Here is a 15,483-nt window from a genome sequence, read left to right on the forward strand (position 1 = left end):
CTCAACTTGGGACAGGTATTCTCATGACGTTTCGGATACTGCTTGTGCTGGGACTGCTATCGGCGTTCGGGCCAATGGCTATCGATCTCTATCTTCCGAGTTTTCCTACGTTAGCTACAGCATTTGGCGTCAGTGTCAAAGAGGTACAACTGTCACTGGGGGCCTATTTCGTTGGTCTAGCGATCGGTCAATTGATCTATGGGCCTGTAGCTGATCGGTACGGGCGACAGATTCCACTGTTGGTAGGAGCCAGTATCTTCACTCTGGCCTCTGCAGTCTGCGCCTATGCTCCGAACCTTGCGTGGTTGATTGCTGCCCGGTTTGTGCAGGCACTTGGCGGTTGCGCGGGCATGGTGATATCCAGGGCAATTGTTCGGGACCTTTGCACTCCATTGGAATCGGCGAAGGTGTTTTCTCAACTGATGCTGATCGTCGGATTGGCGCCGATACTCGCGCCGTTGATTGGTGGTTGGTTGCTCGGGGCGTTCGGTTGGCGATCAATTTTCCTCGTACTCTTCATCTTTGGTGTTATCTGCCTTTACTGCATTTGGCGGTGGCTACCAGAGACCGCAGGGACCAGTCAGCAACCGATGGCAGGCGCACTCCGACGCTACATTGCGCTCTTGAATGATCCTGCATTGATAGGGTATGGATTGGCAGGTGGCTTGGGTATTGCAGGCATGTTCGTTTACATCGCGGCCTCGCCCTTTGTTTTTATCGAGCTGTACGGCGTTTCGCCTTCCAAATATGGATGGCTTTTTGGCGCTAATGCCGCAGGATTCATCTTTACCGCTCAGCTCAACTCCTTTCTCTTGCGTCACCACGGCCCAGCTTATTGGCTTCAACGAGCGGTTTGGGTGTATGTCCTGGCGTCAGTCGCATTACTGAGTGTGACGCTTGCCCAGCCAGCAGAGCTTTGGCCCATCCTGATACCTCTGTTCGTGTCGACTGCTAGCCTGTCCTGCATTCTTCCAAATGCAACGGCTTGTGCCATGGCTGATCAGGGGGCCAATGCTGGAGTTGCGTCGGCAATGCTTGGGTTCCTGCAATTTGGAGTTGCGGCGAGTGCCTCGGCGATGGTCGGTGCGCTACACGATGGCACCGCGCGACCGATGGGTATTGTGATATTTGGCTGCGCGTTGGCGACGCTGACGATAAGTTTTTATACCTCGGGAAGAATCCACCGCTCTACGCTTGAGTTCTGAACGAAATCTGACCAAGGAGGCCCTGTTACGCGAACCTACGGGCGCGAGCTGGAAACCGGATGATCAGACCTCTCGGTCACAAATTTTTCTTAGGGGCTTGTCAAAGACCAAATAAAGAGTTTAATTATACATATGATTAATCTGATTGTGAGGCGCACGCTTTGATAGGTGTGAGATCATAAACTAGCGGTCAAGGCGGGCTGCCAAACGTGCCCGATAAATGTTCACTAGCGACCAGGAAATAAAAATAATGAAAATTCCAGCGATGATAGCGGTTGGGGCTTTTTCGGCCATCTGGGGCGCTGCTGCGCTCGCTGCTGTTACTGCCGAAGAGGCTAAGCAGCTCGGTGGTGAGCTCACGCCCTTTGGTGCAATCAAGGCAGGAAACGCGGATAACACTATTCCGGCATACACCGGAGGTTTGAGCACTCCACCCACGGACTTCGACCCAAAATCCGGTCGTTGGACGGACCCATACGCTTCGGAAAAGCCAGTCGCACGTATCACAGCGGCCAATATGGATCAGTATTCAGCGAAGCTTACCGATGGCATGAAACATCTGTTAAAGACTAACAGTGACTACTATCTGGATATCTATCCTACTCACCGCAGCACGGCGTATCCGCAAGCGGTGCTCGACGCTAGCATCAAAAATGCTACGACCTGCAAGACTACCGACGAGCAACTCGGTGTTGCTCAAGATTGCCGTGGTGGCGTGCCTTTTCCGATTCCTAAAACCGGTTATGAGGTCATGTGGAATAAGCTATTGGCCTTTTCGGGAGCGGGTGGCTTTCAGGGGAGTGGTGTTAGAAGCTGGATGATTTCCCCAAGTGGCGCGCCAGTTATGACGTCAGAGATTCGGAGTTATTCGGAAAAGCCCTTCTGGCAAGTTAATAGCCCCGATCGTAACACTAATATGGCTGTGCGCATTTACAGTGTTACCGACGCGCCGTCACGCAAGGCGGGCGAAGCGACTGGCTACGCGGATTTCCTCGATCCGGGTTCGTCACCGCGTAAAGCTTGGAGCTATGCGCCCGGGCAGCGCCGTATCAAAATGGCACCTGAGTTTAGCTATGACACTCCTGTATCAACGACCGGAGGGATAATGCTGTATGACGAAATTTTTCTATTTTCTGGCCTGATGGACCGCTTTGACTTCAAGTTGGTAGGAAAAAAGGAGATGTATATCCCCTATAACAACTACAAGCTAGCAGATTGCAAGGTGGCAAAATGGGCCAAGGCTAACACCGTCAATCCCGAATGTGAACGTTGGGAGCTCCATCGAGTTTGGGTGATTGAATCAACCTTGAAACCTGGGATGCGCCACGTCTACAGCAAGCGAACCTATTACCTTGACGAGGATAACTTCACCGCTGGGTTGATGGATGGCTGGGACCAGGCGGGCACGTTGTATCGCACTGCCGTTCAATATTCTATCCAAGCGTATAACGTGCCCGCAGTATTCGCACCGTCGTTCACTATTTATGACTTTAACAAGGGAATGTACTCGCGTCAGTCGGACTACTCCGATGGCAAGATTTTTTATGTCGCTGCAAAACCTGAGCGTGAATTGAATCCAGAATCCATCGCAGGTAGAGGGATCCGTTAATCCCTTATCTCCCCCGGAGAGGTCCGGTATATCTACCGGGCCTGGCTTAGGATAATTTTATGTTGATAAAAGCTGCCGTCCATCGAGAAGTGGGTCAACCATTCGGCTTTGAAACGCTTAAACTGGATGCACCGCGCGACCATGAAGTACTGGTAAAAATTGTCGCGACAGGTGTATGCCATACGGATGTAATAACACGTGATGGTCACGTGCCAATTACTAAACTTCCATGTGTACTAGGTCATGAAGGCGCAGGTATTGTCCTTCAGGTGGGACAGTCAGTTACAAACGTAGTGGCCGGCGATCACGTGGTTTTGTCATTTGCATCTTGTGGACAATGTGATCGATGCCTTGATCAGAAGCCGTCCTATTGTCGTAAGTTTTTTACCCAAAACTTCTCCGGCACTCGCGAGGATGGTTCATCTACCTTGTACAGTCCCCAGACACACGAAAACGTGTGTGGGTGCTTCTTTGGACAGTCTTCATTCGCTGACCACGCTATTGTGGATCAACGAAATTTAATCAAAGTGGACAAGGACATTCCTCTGGAGCTGCTGGGACCTTTGGGTTGCGGTTTTCAGACCGGTGCCGGCGCAGTACTCAACTTTCTAAAGCCTGCCGTTGGGAGCAGTCTGGTGATTTTTGGTGTGGGGGCGGTTGGTGCCGCGGCTCTGATGGCGGCCCGGATTGCGGGCTGCGCGATGATCATTGCAGTCGATATTCACGATAATCGCCTAGACCTAGCATTAGAGTTGGGGGCTCATCATGTCATCAATGCGCTTCGTGAATCCCCGGTCGAGCGGATCAAAGCGCTGACTGAAGGCCAAGGCGCCGAATATGCAGTGGAAGCCAGCGGTGTTGGCCAAGTAATGGCCAATGCCCTCCAATCAGTCCGGTTGGCCGGTAGTGTTGCGTTATTAGGCGCGGCACCTAGAGGCAGCAAGGTTGAATTGGACATGAATACCTTGGGCGGAGGGCGCACGATCAAGTCTTGCGTCGAGGGCGATTGCGTTCCTGCGGTGTTCATACCCCAATTGATAACTTATTACCGCGAAGGTCTTTTTCCTTTGGAAAAGCTGATTAGATTTTATGAGTTTGATGCGATCAATAAGGCTGTGGCCGACTCATGTAAAGGTGAAGTCATAAAAGCCGTCGTCAGGATGTCCTAATGGGACAGGGAGAAGGTTCCATGGGGTGCTGCATTGTTTTGCGTTGTTAATCTCACAGGTATTGTTGGTGTGGGAAAACGTCAGACAACAACCATGGTGAAACGCACTGGCAATTGCCAGTGTGTTGCTTGGTGTCTGCCTGCTGCTATGGCATTGGCACCGTATTTAAGAAACTAACCCTCTACCCTATCTCCTTCACCTTTATTTCCGATCTGATCAACGGTGCAACAGGTTATTGTCGCGCCGCTGGAGTTCTATGATAAGAGGGCCGCATGGTTACCAAAGCTAACTATCTATTTGATTCGATTGACACGCAGACAAAGTCTGAAATTCAACGAATCTTTCATGCACAGCGTGAGCAAAGAAGCCAGCTCAAGGCGTCCACCGCTGATGAGCGAAAGCAAAGATTAGAGCGCCTGCGCAATGTATTAACCGATCACGCCCATGATATTGACCAGGCGCTTTTTGATGACCTGCGCAAGCCGCGTATGGGCGATCAGCACTTTGAACTCATCTCGGTGCTAGAGGAAATTGATCTTGCGATAGCAGAGCTGGCAATCTGGATGGCGCCCGAGAGGGTCGCGGTATCTGATCGAAATGCCGGCGGTAAGGCCGAGATACGCCATGAACCCAAGGGTGTCTGCTTACTCTTCGGAGCGTGGAATTTTCCATTCGCCCTGACGTTGGCACCATTGGTGCCGATGATTGCTGCCGGTAACGCGGTCATCATCAAGCCTAATGAGCTGCAGCCTGCCACAAGCAGGTTAATTGCTCGGTTGCTAAGTCAGGTGTTTGATGAAAACGAAGTGGTCGTTTTTGAGGGGGGGGTGCCGCTCGCTGAGCTGCTGCTTACCTTGCCGTTCGACCATGTTTTTTTTACCGGAAGCCCGACAGTCGGCAAGCGTGTAATGCAAGCAGCGGCTCAAAATCTCAGCAGTGTTACACTCGAGCTGGGGGGGAAATGCCCAGTCATTGCTGATGACAGTACTGATTTGAAAGTACTTGCAAGCAAAATTGTTGGGGCTCGTTTTTTCAACGCGGGCCAGTTATGCCTTGCCTGCGATCATGTATGGCTGCCTGTTGAACGCCGGGATGAGTTTGTTGGGATTTTGCGCTCTATCATTGGCCAGGCCTTTTATCCCACTGGGAAACTCGACAAATCCGGGCTGGCACGAATCGTTGACTCCCGCAATATGGCACGGCTGGAGTCTACCCTGGCCAATGCCATGGAACTGGGTGCGACCGTGGTAATAGGCGGCCAGGTTGAGCCGGAGGACCTGACCTTCCACCCTACTGTTCTAGTCGACGTCCCTTTACACGCCAAATTGATGCAAGAGGAAATTTTCGGGCCAATCCTTCCTGTGATGACCTATACAAATGTGCAAGACGTTTTCGAACACATTGATGCAACAGGCAAGCCATTGGCGGTTTATGTATTCAGCCAGCGGCCAGAGTTTGTTGAACAGGTGCTACTCAATACTTCTTCAGGTGGCGTCACCGTCAATGATGTTTTGAGACATTACCAGGAAATTCGCTTGCCATTTGGTGGTGTGAATCAGAGCGGGATGGGGCGATACAAGGGACAATACGGTTTTCGCGAACTGTCCAATGCGCGCTCTGTTTTCATTCAGCCTTGAACGCGTTCACCGTTGGCGATACGTCCTATCTAATTAATTGCTTCAGGCGGGAGTAGTTCAGCCAAATCGAACCGCTCCTTCTTCATATTTATCTGTCAAGTTGTCAGTCAGGTAAAAGCCCAACTCAGTACCGTTGAAGGACCTGAGTCGGGCTTTGTGGTTTTAGCGGCATTGTGTAAAAGGGATGTCTTTGTCGACGCGAATTTCTCCGGGCATACCCAGCACGCGTTCAGCGATCTGGTTACGCAAGATCTCGTCCGTGCCACCGGCGATACGCAAAGCAGCGCTCCAAGTATAGCCATGCTGAAACTTTTTCAGCAGAGGATCTGTGGTCGCGCATACACCATTCATCCCCGCAGAGTCCAGCCCCATCGCGGATAGGTCCTGAAGCAAGTTGGCATACACCAGTTTGCTCATTGCCGCGATCGGCCCAGGTGTTTCTCCCTTGGAAAGCGAGGTCAACAACCGGAACCTGAAATTGCGCAACCCCAACTCCTGGGTCAACATCTGCGCGATGCGGTGGCGGTCCGGGTGCTGGCCAGAGCGCTGAACCTGCTGAATAAGTTCTTCCACGCGCGGTAGGTCTTGGCTTTCGCCCCCTACACTGACGCGCTCATTCATCAGGGTTGTCATCGCGCATTTCCAGCCCTCACCGACAGCTCCGATCCGGCAAGCATCCGGGATACGCAAATCGGTAAAGAAAACCTCGTTGAATTCTGACTCGCCCGAAATCTGACGAATAGGACGGACATCGATCCCCGCGCTGCGCATGTCCACCAAAAAGTACGTCAGTCCTTTGTGCTTGGTCAGCGAAGGGTCGGTGCGAGCAATCAGAATACCCCAGTCAGATATATGAGCCCACGACGTCCAGACTTTCTGTCCATTAATGACCCAATCGTCTCCGTCTTTGACGGCGCGAGTCCGGATATTGGCCAAGTCGGAACCCGCCGATGGTTCCGAAAATAACTGGCACCAGAGCGTGTCGCCATGAAGGGTTGGACGAGTGAATTGTTCGATTTGTTCTGCAGTGCCGTGTTTACGTATCGTAGGGACTGCCAACTGAGTGCCAATCGTTACCAGGGGGCCGACAGGCAGCGGGTATTTGGCCTCTTCATCCTGGAAGATCACTTCTTGCATCGGCGTGCCATCGAGGCCGCCTTCCTCGCGCGGCCAGCGGATGGCCGCATAACCTTTGTCTGCCTTGCACTTTTGCCATTCCCGGGCCAGTGCGACGTAGGCTTTTACGTCATGGGTCTGCTCCTGATTGTTAAATCGAGGAGCGTTTTCCTGCAGCCATCGGCGTGCTTCTTGGCGGAATTCGGCTTCTTGTGGCGAGTCATTGAAATCCATGATATGTCCTCAGGCAAACAGGGCTTGCAGCGATTTTTCGGCTAATAAACGATCTATCCAGGCGCTGCGATTGCCCAGCGAAACCGCCAGCAATCGCGCCCGGTTGTAAAAGAAGTGACAGTCAGCCTCCCAGGTATAGCCAATGCCGCCATGCAAATGGAGGCATTCCTCCGCGCAGTATTCAAGGGCTTCGCTAGCGGTCAAATGCGCGGCGGCTGCGGCGACGGCCAATTCATCTTCGCTCCCAGCGGTCAGTGCCCAGGCACCATAATAGGCATTGGAACGCGCAAGTTCGATTTTTACAGCCATGTCCGCAAGCTTGTGTTTTACCGCTTGATAGCTGCCGATGGGCCGGCCAAACGTGTAACGCTCGAGCGCGTAATTGCGCGCCATTTCCATGGCAGCTTCGGCGGCACCTACCTGCTCGAAAGCCATAAGGATCGAGGCTCGATCAACCGTTTTAGTCATGATGGCGCGGGCCTGCTCACCGCGACAGAGCGTCTGGCATGCAACGTCATCGAGTTGTAGTTGACCATGCGCTACGGTGTGATCCATTGCGACTAGCGATTGTCGCTGTACGTTTGGTTGATGGAGATCAACCAGCACAAGAACGTTCTCGGTATTTTCAGTGGCGGGCACTATGGCGAAATCTGCTTGTGCGGCGTATGCGAGTACCGGCACGGTGCCGGACACTCGCCCATTTTCCAGGGTCAAATTACTGGACCACGCCAGGTCAGGCGTGACTAGTTGCACAGCAAAGATAGCTTCCCCTGCCAAGATGCGGGTGAGTAGGTCCTCAGTGGCAGGCGTGGAGCATTGTTTAAGAATTTCAGCGCCAAGTCCGACAGTGGCGAAGAAGGGGACAGCAGCGACGCAACGCCCTAGCTCTTCGGACAATACGCACAATTCCAAAAGCCCAAGCTCCATACCTCCGCAAGCTTCCGGGATTGCCACGCCCATCCAGCCTTGCTCAACCATCTGCTGCCATAACCCTGAGTCATATTGCTTCGGGTCGTTGAGCGCCGTTCGCAGCGAATGGAAACTGCAAGCATCGCCAAGAAAGCGACGAGCGTGATCGCGAAGCATCCGCTGATCATCTGAAAATTCAAAATTCATAGCGCCTCTCTAAAACGGTTTCCATAAATAAACATATTAAAGATACATAGGTATAATGTGCCATGGCCCATGGTTTTATCGCAAGAGTCATCTGTCCTTCGTTGGCACATTCTGCGGGCCACGCTCCGGCGGCGGGTATCTGCAAAAAATGATCAGTCTTCTAAAAGCTCAATAAAGATATGTATGATTGAGACGTAATTTTTAGCTACACTGACGGTTGACTTAGCGTTGGCTGTCCGCGCTCTTGGAGTTTAGCTGTTGAGGTAACTATGACCGACGTGATTGATCTCACCATTATGAGCAAGGGCGAGCCTTATTTGCGGCGCCAGGCCTTACACATTCCGAAGGCACCGCAAATCGTGGCGGAACGAATCAAAAAGCAAATCGTGAATGGCCATTTGAGGGAGGGTGACACCTTGCCAGCCGAAGGCAGGCTGATGGAGGAGTTCGGTGTCTCCCGGCCTACCATTCGCGAAGCTTTTCGCATACTTGAAGCGGAACGCTTGATCAGCGTTTCTCGCGGCGCAAGGGGAGGGGCAACAATTCATGCGCCGAGTCCTAATCTGATTGCCAGCTACGCGTTGATGGTTTTGCAATCCGAAGGCACTACCATTGCAGAAATTTACGAGGCCCGCCTCGCTTTCGAGCCTTCGGCGGTGCGCCTGGTCGTTGAGAATTCGGCGAAGATTGCCCCTGCAGTGTTGCGCGAGGTGCTGGAAAGCGAAAAGCTGCAGTTCGGCGATCCCGTTGCATTTGCGGCCGGTGTAGCACGGTTCCACCGGGCATTGGTTGAGCTGGCAGGCAACCGTCCCCTGATTCATCTTTGGGCGGCGCTGCATGATGTCATCGAGCGGCATCAGGCGTTGGTGGTTTCTGTGCAGCGTCGCGGAGGCAGCCTAGAGGCTGCAATGATGGCGGCTAAAAGCGGCTTGCGTTCTCAGGAAAAACTGATCCAGTTGATAGAGGAGGGCGAGACTGACTTGGCAGAATCTCATTGGCGCAAGCATATGGTGCGCGCGAACAAGGTCTGGGTTACCGGCTACGAAACAATGCGGATTCTTGAATTATTTCGGGATTACTAGGCGTTTGAACATGGGCCTCAAGGGCGCTGAGCCAGTTTCAGCGCCCTTTTTTGTTCCCGCGTTAACACTCCTTCCGGCTTTATACGGCACGGGCGATCTATGGGTTTCAACGCGTACAAGTGGGTACAAAAATGCACGCCCATGCTTGGATTTTTTTACAAAAAGACGACTCGCAGATCCCGAGCGGGAAAAAAAATTCGTTAATTATCATGTGAATCTAACTTAGCCGCGTGCTAGAGCCATCTGGAGGAACTATCAGGGATTTGCCTTTAATCATATATAGGATTAATATGATTCAATTGATTGTTGGCAACAGCCCATATTTTCTGAGGAGTATCCGATGGCGACAGCGCTGGATGAGCGGATCAAGGCCGTACTGGCGCTTGAGCCAGACAAGGGAGCCTTTGAATTCAAGGGAGCATGGCACTCGTGGCGAAATGTTGCCGCGACGATCGAAAAGATAGAAACGTTGCTTTCAGACGCGGGTCTGGGTGCCGGAGCCCCAGTGGGTATTCTTCTGCGCAACCGCCCGGCTCACGTGGCGGCGATCCTTCAGGTATTGGCTTCCAAGCGTTGCGTAGTGGCACTCAACCCGTTTCAGTCTCCGGCAAAGATTGCGGCCGACTTGGTGAAACTGGAGTTGCCAGCGCTAATCGCTGATGAGGAAGACTGGCGCATTTGCGAGCTGCACGAAGCTGCGGTGACGTCGGGTACCCTGGGTATTTCAATTTCGTCCACTGTTGGGTTGAAAGTGTCAATTGTCGAAGGGCTGGACAAACTTCACGACGGTGTGAGTTACGCTGCGCCGCTCCCGGACGTTTGTATTTTGATGCTCACCAGCGGCACCACCGGCCCTGCCAAACGAATCCAGTTGCCATACAGGAACTTTGAGCGGTCGCTGTTCGACGCGGTGCATTACGAATCGCGCAATGGTAGCGAGGAGCTGAAGCTCAAGGACTCGGCTGCATTATTGGCGACCCCGCTAGTGCATATCGGCGGCATGTATGCGGCAGTTCTTGCGATTGTGGGGGCTCGGCCCTTGGCAATCCTGGAAAAATTCAATGTAGAAGAATGGGCCAAGGCGGTGCAAACGTATAAGCCCAGGACCGTCATGCTGCCGCCGACCGCTATCCGAATGATTCTGGACGCGAAGGTCGCCCCTGACATGCTCTCCAGCCTACTGGCAATTCGTACCGGAAGTTCTCCGCTGGATCCGGTGATGGCTGAGGAGTTCGAACAGACTTATAGCTGCCCTGTATTGGATACTTATGGCGCAACGGAGTTTGCCGGAGCGGTGGCTGGCTGGACTTTGCGCGACTACAAGGCGTTCGGGAAGGAAAAGCGCGGTTCTGTCGGTCGCGCACAACCGGGCTGTGAGCTTCGCGTAGTCGACCTGGAAAGCGGGAAGCCGCTTACGCCTTCCATTTGCGGTTTGCTGGAAGTGAAGTCGGCGCAGATTGACTCCAACACATGGCTACGCACTACCGATCTCGCTGAGCTCGACGCCGACGGATTTCTCTTTATTCGGGGACGCGCCGACGACGCGATCATTCGCGGTGGTTTCAAGATACTACCCCGTGAAGTGGAGAGCAGGTTTCGTGAACACCCCAGCGTCAAAGAAGTGTGCGTAGTTGGGCTACCGGATGCGCGCCTCGGCGCGGTACCTGTGGTCGCAGTGCAGCTGCGAGATGATGCAGAGCCAATTAGCAGTGCCGATCTTTTGAGCTTCGCTCGGGAACAGTTGGTCTCCTATCAGGTTCCGGTTGATTTGAGGTTCGTCAAGGTGATGCCTCGCACGCCTTCGCTCAAAGTCAGCCAGCATGAGGTCAAGGCAATGTTCGCCCATACCGGTGAGGACGCAAAATCATGAGTGAGTCGCTGCTCCTTGAGCACCTGGATGATGGCGTATTGACGCTGACACTCAACCGCCCTGACCGTCTTAATGCGCTGAATCCGCCTTTGCTACGAGCGTTGCGTGAGGGCATGGAGCGCGCCGCGCGTAATTATGAAGCGCGTGTTGTGGTAGTTGCGGGTGCCGGGCGAGCGTTCTGCGCCGGCGGAGATATTTCGGGAAAGCCGGACAAAAAGCCTGAAGAGTCGCTTGGCGAGGCCGCCCCGAGCGAGAAAAAACGCGCACCCGACAATGTAGCCACGCGCATTGAATGGCTGCGTGGAAACATGGAAGCAGTGAAGATCCTGTATCAGATGGACAAACCGACAATCGCGATGATTCGTGGCGCCACCGTGAGTGTTGGTATGTCCCTGGCAGCCGCCTGCGACTTTAGGGTGGTGTCCGAAACAGCCTCGTTCACAACAGGCTTTGCCAAGGTAGGTTTTTCCGGCGACTACGGTGCCAGCTATTTCCTGACACGTTTGCTGGGAAGTGCCAAGGCCCGCGAACTAATGCTCCTGTCGGACAAGCTCGATGCTCAGGCTGCCGAACGGATTGGCCTAGTTACCCAACTGGTACCTGACTCGGAGTTGGAAGTCAGCACGTATGCGTTGGCGCGACGTTTAGCTGACGGGCCGCCGCTGACTTACCGGTTTATGAAGAAGAATTTGAATGCTGCGGTAGAGGGCAGCCTGGAACAGATTCTCGATATGGAAGCCACGCATATGGTCCTGTCGTCAATGACCAGCGACCAGCGCGAAGCCGTGAAGGCTTTCATGGAAAAACGCAAACCGCAGTTCAGCGGAACCTGACAAAAATCCTGCATCGAATTGGAGCCCGTCTCATGGCACAAGAAGAAAAAAAACTCAGTGAAGATTTCGAGAAGGCAACAGCGTACGAATTAACTGACCATGATATTGAGCGCGCTAGGTTACTCCTGGGTGTTGACCTAGCCTGTCGTGATCAGGAGCAGATAACCGTCGCGAGCGAAGATAATATTCGTTCTTTTGCCTTCGCTGCTGGCAACGACAATCCGCTTCATTGCAATCCTGAATACGCCAAGACCACTCGCTGGGGCTCGGTTATCGCACCTGCGATGATGGCTGGAGTCATCAATAAACCGTTGAAAGGCGATCCGCTGCCGCCGGAAGTGAAGGCCAATACCAAGAGCCTGTTTCGCGGCATTCACATGTTTATTTCGGGCGGCGAATGGACCTTTTTCAAGCCGATCTTCCCGGGTGACAGCCTCTACAGCTTCGGCGGAGAAGATGGTCTGGAAGTCAAGCAATCGGAATTCGCGGGGCGTTCGGTTACCCGCTTCAATAGCCAAGTGAAGGTCAACCAACGTGGCGAAGTAGTAGCGGTTTATCGCTATCGCGCGATCATGACCGAACGCAAAAAAGCCCGTGAGAAGGGCAAGTACTCAGAGGTGCAACCCGCGTCGTACACAGAAGACGAGATGGCAAAGATCGACGAGCTCTATGCCAACGAAGCACCCCGCGGGGCCGAGCGTTTGCACTGGGAAGACATCGAAGTTGGCCAGGCTATGCGCCCAGGTGTTTCCGGTCCGTTAACTGTAACTGACGTCGTCAACTGGCACGGTGGTGGCTATGGCTGGGTGCCTTATGGTCTACGCACTGGACGCCTGTGGCATAAGAACCGCAACCGCATCTCGGCGTTCTACGTGAAAAACGATCAGGGCATCCCTGACGTTGCTCAACGCCTGCATTGGGACAGTTCCTGGGCAAAAGCTATCGGCAACCCGATGGCCTATGACTATGGCGTAATGCGCGAAAACTACCTCTACCGCTTCCTCAGCGATTGGGCAGGTGACGACGGTTGGGTTTACAAACAGTACGACGAAATTCGCAAATTTAACTACATGGGCGATACCCAGTTCATCACCGGTGAAGTGGTGGGCAAGCGCGAAGAAAATGGCCTGTACCTGGTGGATGTGAAGGTCAAGATGACCAATCAACGCGGTGAAGAAAGCGTGCTGTGCGATGCCACGATTGCGTTACCGAACCGGGAAGAAGGCGCTGTGGTGTTGCCGGAACCACCTCGCGAACTCAAAGTTCGAGCTGCCAAAATGATGGCCAGACACTGGGAACTCATGTCCGGCAAATCGGTTAAATAAGCGGAGGCGAGTATGGACCTGGTCTATGGCGCCGAGTACGAGGCTTTTCGCGCCGAGGTGCAGGGTTTCTTGGCCGATGCCTGGAATCCCGATAGCTCATTAAGCAAGGCTGATAAACTTGTAGCTGAAGCCAGGTTTCGCCACCGGGCGATTGCTCAAGGATTCTTGTACCGTGCGATCCCACGTCAGTACGGCGGCTCCGAGCAGGCGCCGGATGTCATGCGCGCGCAAGTCATCAGGGAAGAATTTACGAAGCGGCGGGCCCCCATGGAAGTTTCTGGTGTGGGGGTTGGCATGCTGGTGCCCACCTTGTTGGAGTGCGGCACCCAATGGCAGAAAGATAAATTCATCGCCAAGACGCTGACGGGTGAGTACCAGTGGGCTCAAGGCTACAGCGAACCAAACGCGGGATCCGACCTGGCATCGGTGCGCACAAAAGGCGTATTGCAAGACGGTGAGTGGGTGATCAATGGCCAAAAGGTCTGGAGTACCTTCGCGCAATATGCGCGGTTCATGTTCGCTTTGGTCCGCACGGAACCCAATGCTTCCAAGCATGAGGGGCTGTCCTATTTGCTGCTGGATCTGAAGCAACCTGGCGTCACTGTCCGGCCGTTGAAACAAGTCACCGGGGGTGAAGAGTTTTGCGAGGTGTTCTTTGATGATGCCCGTACCCCGGCAGATTGGATTGTCGGCGAGCGCGGTAAAGGCTGGGCGGTTTCAAAAACCACTCTAATCCATGAGCGCAGCAGCTTTATCGGCAACGCCTCAAATTCTCAGGCGTTGTACGAAAAGTTAAAAGAGCTAGCGCGTACTACGCAGCTGAATGGTCGCCCGGCGATCGAAAATGCGCAGATCCGCGAACGCTTGCTGGTGCTCGAAGGCTATGTTGCCTCACACGTCTACTCAAGCTACCGGCAGTTTTCAATGACCGCGCATGGGCAGTCCTCCGGCATCGTCAGTCTGATGAACAAACTGATCTCCACTCAGATCGGTCACGAAGTAGCGAAGTTGGGCCGGGATTTGATGGGCGATAACTTGTTACTTGCGCCGTCGCTGCAGGGCGAGCGTCTTTCTGGCTCGGAAAAATGGAATAACCAGTTTTTTGGATCGCTCGGCGTAGCCATTGCTGGCGGTGCGTCGAATATCCAGCGCAACATCATCGCCGAACGCGGGCTCGGTCTTCCGCGCGACAAAGGTCAAGAGAGTACGACGCAATGAATTTTCTACTCTCGCCAGAGCAGATCGAATTTCAGGAAACGGTTGTCCGTTTTCTCGATGAACGTTGTCCTTCGAGCCGTCTGCATGAGCTCTTCGATCGGGGCGGTTACGACTCGAGTCTTTGGCAGTCCCTGGTCGAGTTGGGCGTGGCCGGCATCGCGTTGCCGGAGGCCTACGGCGGCTCGGCGATGGAAATGATCGATCTGGCGCTGGTGGCTCAAGCCCTCGGTTCCAGAGCCGCGCCTGTGCCCTTTATGGGCCACATCCTGACGGGTCTGGCTATCGCTTGGGCAGGTTCTCCAGAGCAGCAAGCTCACTATCTCCCTCTGCTGGCCAGTGGTGAACGATTGGCGACATGCGCATTCGCTGAAACTTCAGGCTGGCAGCCTCAAGAGTGGACGTTGACTGACAACGACGGTCAACTCTCGGGTTGTAAGTTGCATGTGCCATTCGCCGAACAGGCTGACCTGATCCTGGTTGGACTTGCCAACGGGGGTCTTGGATTGGTCAAGCGATCCGGCACTGGAATAACGGTAGAAGATGAGGATGTGCTTGACCGCACTCGCCCAATGGGGAAGGTAACTTTTTCACTGTCACCTGTCGACCGCTTGCGCAATGATGTAGGAGTGGCCGAGCGATTGCGTGACGCCTGCCTGGTGTTGTTGTCGGCCGATGCGTTTGGGGGGGCTTCGCGTTGTGTGGAAGCGGCGGTGGACTACGCCAAGATACGCGAGCAATTCGGGCAGCCAATCGGTCAGTTTCAGTCCATCAAACACCAGTTGGCCAACATGGCGGTGGATATCGAACCGGCTCGCGGCCTTTATTGGTATGCCGCGCATGCGTTTGATCATATTCCTCTGGAGGCAACACGATATGCCGCCCTGGCCAAGGCACACCTAGCCGATCGATTTTTGCAGGTCGCACGAGACGCGGTCGAAATTTACGGTGGTATTGGATACACCTGGGAATGTGACGCACAGATATATCTGAAACGCGCCATGTTTGACTTTGCCTGGATGGGAAATTCATCCGCCCAACGGGCACGTATCGGACTTTAATTAAGGAGCAT

12 protein-coding genes are annotated in these 15,483 nt (G+C 53.7%); 10 read left to right on the top strand and 2 right to left on the bottom strand.

Going from position 1 to position 15,483, the window contains the following annotated elements:
• Positions 1-23 precede the first annotated feature (23 nt).
• The 4 genes from J1D76_RS13095 (at position 24) to J1D76_RS13110 (ending at position 5,620) form a co-directional block, all read left to right on the top strand.
• Positions 24-1,205, top strand: a complete 1,182-nt coding sequence (locus J1D76_RS13095; protein ID WP_421138711.1) for a multidrug effflux MFS transporter — start codon at positions 24-26, stop codon at positions 1,203-1,205.
• 250 nt (positions 1,206-1,455) lie between these two features.
• Entirely contained in the window at positions 1,456-2,814 is a 1,359-nt protein-coding gene (locus J1D76_RS13100) for a DUF1329 domain-containing protein (RefSeq protein ID WP_421138712.1), read from the top strand.
• A gap of 59 nt (positions 2,815-2,873) precedes the next feature.
• Positions 2,874-3,983 (top strand): NAD(P)-dependent alcohol dehydrogenase, encoded by a 1,110-nt coding sequence (locus J1D76_RS13105; RefSeq protein WP_421138713.1) that lies wholly within the window; start codon positions 2,874-2,876, stop codon positions 3,981-3,983.
• Positions 3,984-4,255: 272 nt separating this feature from the next.
• Complete coding sequence (locus J1D76_RS13110; protein WP_421138714.1) at positions 4,256-5,620, top strand: aldehyde dehydrogenase family protein; 1,365 nt, start codon at positions 4,256-4,258, stop codon at positions 5,618-5,620.
• A 162-nt stretch (positions 5,621-5,782) separates the two neighbouring features.
• Here the strand turns inward: J1D76_RS13110 and J1D76_RS13115 are convergent, their stop codons facing one another.
• Positions 5,783-6,970, bottom strand: coding sequence for an acyl-CoA dehydrogenase family protein (locus J1D76_RS13115; RefSeq protein ID WP_421138715.1), 1,188 nt, complete (start codon positions 6,968-6,970; stop codon positions 5,783-5,785).
• Between the two features lie 9 nt (positions 6,971-6,979).
• Complete coding sequence (locus tag J1D76_RS13120; protein ID WP_421138716.1) at positions 6,980-8,086, bottom strand: acyl-CoA dehydrogenase family protein; 1,107 nt, start codon at positions 8,084-8,086, stop codon at positions 6,980-6,982.
• A gap of 269 nt (positions 8,087-8,355) precedes the next feature.
• On the opposite strand from J1D76_RS13120, the gene J1D76_RS13125 reads away from it, so the two are divergent.
• The 6 genes from J1D76_RS13125 (at position 8,356) to J1D76_RS13150 (ending at position 15,472) form a co-directional block, all read left to right on the top strand.
• Positions 8,356-9,168 carry a FadR/GntR family transcriptional regulator gene (locus J1D76_RS13125; RefSeq protein ID WP_421138717.1) on the top strand — a complete coding sequence of 271 codons (813 nt, stop codon included), beginning with the start codon at positions 8,356-8,358 and terminating at the stop codon, positions 9,166-9,168.
• Positions 9,169-9,508: 340 nt separating this feature from the next.
• Positions 9,509-11,038 (top strand): class I adenylate-forming enzyme family protein, encoded by a 1,530-nt coding sequence (locus tag J1D76_RS13130; protein WP_421138718.1) that lies wholly within the window; start codon positions 9,509-9,511, stop codon positions 11,036-11,038.
• Positions 11,035-11,871 (top strand): enoyl-CoA hydratase, encoded by an 837-nt coding sequence (locus J1D76_RS13135; RefSeq protein ID WP_421138719.1) that lies wholly within the window; start codon positions 11,035-11,037, stop codon positions 11,869-11,871. Before J1D76_RS13130 ends, J1D76_RS13135 begins: the two co-directional genes overlap by 4 nt.
• Before the next feature lie 32 nt (positions 11,872-11,903).
• On the top strand, positions 11,904-13,196 hold the full coding sequence (locus J1D76_RS13140) for an FAS1-like dehydratase domain-containing protein (RefSeq protein WP_421138720.1): 1,293 nt from the start codon (positions 11,904-11,906) through the stop codon (positions 13,194-13,196).
• A 12-nt stretch (positions 13,197-13,208) separates the two neighbouring features.
• Positions 13,209-14,414, top strand: a complete 1,206-nt coding sequence (locus J1D76_RS13145) for an acyl-CoA dehydrogenase family protein (protein ID WP_421138721.1) — start codon at positions 13,209-13,211, stop codon at positions 14,412-14,414.
• Entirely contained in the window at positions 14,411-15,472 is a 1,062-nt protein-coding gene (locus tag J1D76_RS13150) for an acyl-CoA dehydrogenase family protein (RefSeq protein ID WP_421138722.1), read from the top strand. Before J1D76_RS13145 ends, J1D76_RS13150 begins: the two co-directional genes overlap by 4 nt.
• Positions 15,473-15,483: the final 11 nt, after the last annotated feature.

Source organism: Pseudomonas sp. NFX15 (assembly GCF_049132105.1).
In the GTDB taxonomy this organism is placed as follows: domain Bacteria; phylum Pseudomonadota; class Gammaproteobacteria; order Pseudomonadales; family Pseudomonadaceae; genus Aquipseudomonas.

Bases quoted from the DNA above. Each gene is read 5' to 3' on its own strand.
- J1D76_RS13095 (WP_421138711.1), top strand. From the start codon at position 24: ATGACGTTTCGGATACTGCTTGTGCTGGGACTGCTATCGGCGTTCGGG.
- J1D76_RS13100 (WP_421138712.1), top strand. From the start codon at position 1,456: ATGAAAATTCCAGCGATGATAGCGGTTGGGGCTTTTTCGGCCATCTGG.
- J1D76_RS13105 (WP_421138713.1), top strand. From the start codon at position 2,874: ATGTTGATAAAAGCTGCCGTCCATCGAGAAGTGGGTCAACCATTCGGC.
- J1D76_RS13110 (WP_421138714.1), top strand. From the start codon at position 4,256: ATGGTTACCAAAGCTAACTATCTATTTGATTCGATTGACACGCAGACA.
- J1D76_RS13115 (WP_421138715.1), bottom strand. From the start codon at position 6,970: ATGGATTTCAATGACTCGCCACAAGAAGCCGAATTCCGCCAAGAAGCA.
- J1D76_RS13120 (WP_421138716.1), bottom strand. From the start codon at position 8,086: ATGAATTTTGAATTTTCAGATGATCAGCGGATGCTTCGCGATCACGCT.
- J1D76_RS13125 (WP_421138717.1), top strand. From the start codon at position 8,356: ATGACCGACGTGATTGATCTCACCATTATGAGCAAGGGCGAGCCTTAT.
- J1D76_RS13130 (WP_421138718.1), top strand. From the start codon at position 9,509: ATGGCGACAGCGCTGGATGAGCGGATCAAGGCCGTACTGGCGCTTGAG.
- J1D76_RS13135 (WP_421138719.1), top strand. From the start codon at position 11,035: ATGAGTGAGTCGCTGCTCCTTGAGCACCTGGATGATGGCGTATTGACG.
- J1D76_RS13140 (WP_421138720.1), top strand. From the start codon at position 11,904: ATGGCACAAGAAGAAAAAAAACTCAGTGAAGATTTCGAGAAGGCAACA.
- J1D76_RS13145 (WP_421138721.1), top strand. From the start codon at position 13,209: ATGGACCTGGTCTATGGCGCCGAGTACGAGGCTTTTCGCGCCGAGGTG.
- J1D76_RS13150 (WP_421138722.1), top strand. From the start codon at position 14,411: ATGAATTTTCTACTCTCGCCAGAGCAGATCGAATTTCAGGAAACGGTT.